Below are 2,511 nucleotides of genomic sequence, written 5' to 3'. Positions count from 1 at the left end.
AAAAATTACCTGAGTTCGTTGTTTATTTTTTGGGAAATTGGCTTACTTCTGAAAGTGCCTTCAGATTGTTGTATCTTTAAGAGGTTTTTGGTGGCGGTTTGACTTTCGTCTTTACACGAAAATGATGTGTAATTTAAGACGAATGTCATGAAAACAAACAGTACCTTCGGCGTGATCTTCTTCACCCGGAAATCGGTCAAATAATCCTTTATTCATTATACTTACTCTCTAGCTTTTCAATTATTTTAAGTGCAACATGTTTTGAAGATAAATAATTCTGCCCGGTAATTAAGTTGCCATCTTCCTCCACATGTATAGAATTTCTTGGCGAATATCTAAACGTACCTCCACGTTCCTCAATTGTTTTGGTAATTAAAAATGGAAATTGCTTAAAATATTCAGCACCTTCACGCTCAAAAGTATCCGGATAACCACTTACAGTTTTTCCATTTACAAGATATTTTCCGTTTTTCGTTTTTAGATGTACTATTCCGGCAGTTCCATGACAAACAGAAGATATAATACCTTTTTGTTCTTCATAAATGGTCATGGCTATTTTTTGAATACCGGTATTTTCAGGCACTCCAAACATAGCACTTCCGCCACCAATGTAATGAACAGCCTTATAGCCTTCAGGATTGATCTCGCTAGGCTTTTTTGTGTGCTTTAAAGAAAACATAAAATCAGAGTTGTACAAATATGCCTTTTGTATAGAGTCGGTTGTATTTATATAAGCAAGAGGGATGCTCCCCCCTTCAGGACTTACAAAATCAATGGTATATCCGGCCTTTTTAAACGTATCATACGCGTTTACTATTTCTGAATAGCTGTTACCCGTTGGTAGTTCCGAATCTCCGTAATAATGTGCGTTAGAGACAATAAACAAAATGCGATCTCCGGACAAATTGCTTGTCTCACTATCAGCGGTTTTACTTATAATCTTCCATTCATTTTTTATTTTCTTTAAAAGGAACATATCAATATATGTTATGTTATTATTCGGATTTAGTATTTCAGCTTTAGCAAGAGCAATATTGTTAAAATCCTCTATGTATAAAATATTACCGATCCTACCATTAAACTGACCTTTTTTTGCCTTTTTAAACCAACTTATATATTCTGAAACAGGTACAATCCAGGGCTCATTGTCATTTTTTGTTAAATATAAGTTGGCTTCCGGATAAAATGCCTGATCAATAAGTTTGGTTTCATTATATGAAGTACCATTTATATAATTCATCAGAGTTTTTTTTATTTGGCTTTTGTTATTTTGGGAAAATGCTGCATTGCCAAAAAACAACAAAATGGTTGGCAGAAGAAAACGTTTCATAGATCTGTTTGTTTATTGTTAATTAATTTTTTACAATAATACAGATGGAATCTATTAAGATCAGTACAGATTTATACGTTCAAACTCCTGATGTATACATCAGGAATTTTATAAACTCTTAAGAATTAGAATATTTGGCCGGAGTGGTGTTGGTTATTTTTTTAAATGCAGAATAGAAGGTACTATTAGAGTTGAAACCACACATTTCTGCAATGACTTCAATTTTTAAATTGCGATTTGAATCTAAAATTCTTTTCGCTTCTTCAATGCGATATTCGTTAATAAACAAAGAAAAGTTTTTGTTCAGGTTGTCATTTAATAGTTGGGAAATTAAGTGAGGCCGAACTTTAATTTCTTCAGCCAATTGCGGCAAGGTCAAATCAGGATTTTTAAACAACCCCTGCTTATTTAGAACAGTATCAATAGTTGAAAGTAATTTGTCAGCTTCTTTCTCACTGATTTTATGCCCCACATACTTTTCTTTTTGTTCCGAAGAAGAAATTGCTTTTTCTCTTCGATAATAAAACAATAAAAATGACAAGTATAATACAAATGAAAAAGATAGGGCTCCCATTATATATGATGTATATGAAGCAAAAAAATAGGCCGTCCAGATTATAAAAACACCTGAAAATACACTTAATGACCATACTTCATTTGAAGTTAATGTAGCAGACTTCTTAAAAATTTTCTTAAAGACATCTTTAAGAATAAAAGCTGAAGCAATGATATAAATCAACCATTGATAATTTATAGCTTTATAGAATATATTTCCCCAAAGTTCAGGATAAGTTTTATAAGGATAAAGGTATCCAACTACAAGAATTAGCAATACCAGAACAACTAATTGCAAATAATCATTTTTTATTTCTCTTTCAGAATTCGACAGCTTTGATTTTATAAAGAAATATAAAAATGGCCCGATGAGAAAGCAGGCAGATAATCCTATTTGTAAATAAGATCTAGATAGATCAGGATTGAAAAAAAAAAAGATGGACTTCCAGATACGGATGCTTAAAACAGCCAGCAGTGCTCCTAAATAATAGTTTGAAAAATGTTTAGGTTTTGAAGCAAAGAAAAAATAGATGCTTAAAAAAGAACTGTTAAATGCCCCTAAAGCACTAAAAAAGAATAATAGCTGATTATCAAAATTCATTTTTATTAGTGTTTTTAATTTTATA

General features: G+C 31.6%; 2 protein-coding genes. Both read right to left on the bottom strand.

What is annotated here, in order from left to right; translation table 11 throughout:
- Window positions 1-208 precede the first annotated feature (208 nt).
- Window positions 209-1,330: a nuclear transport factor 2 family protein gene (locus tag ED312_RS23470; RefSeq protein ID WP_123218445.1), complete on the bottom strand. Its 1,122-nt coding sequence runs from the start codon at window positions 1,328-1,330 to the stop codon at window positions 209-211.
- A gap of 118 nt (window positions 1,331-1,448) precedes the next feature.
- Window positions 1,449-2,511 (bottom strand): helix-turn-helix transcriptional regulator (locus ED312_RS23465; RefSeq protein ID WP_206363311.1); only part of this gene is annotated, 1,063 nt, incomplete at its 5' end.

This window comes from Sinomicrobium pectinilyticum (assembly GCF_003725735.1).
GTDB lineage: Bacteria > Bacteroidota > Bacteroidia > Flavobacteriales > Flavobacteriaceae > Sinomicrobium > Sinomicrobium pectinilyticum.
This window is presented reverse-complemented; position numbering and strand designations above follow the sequence as displayed.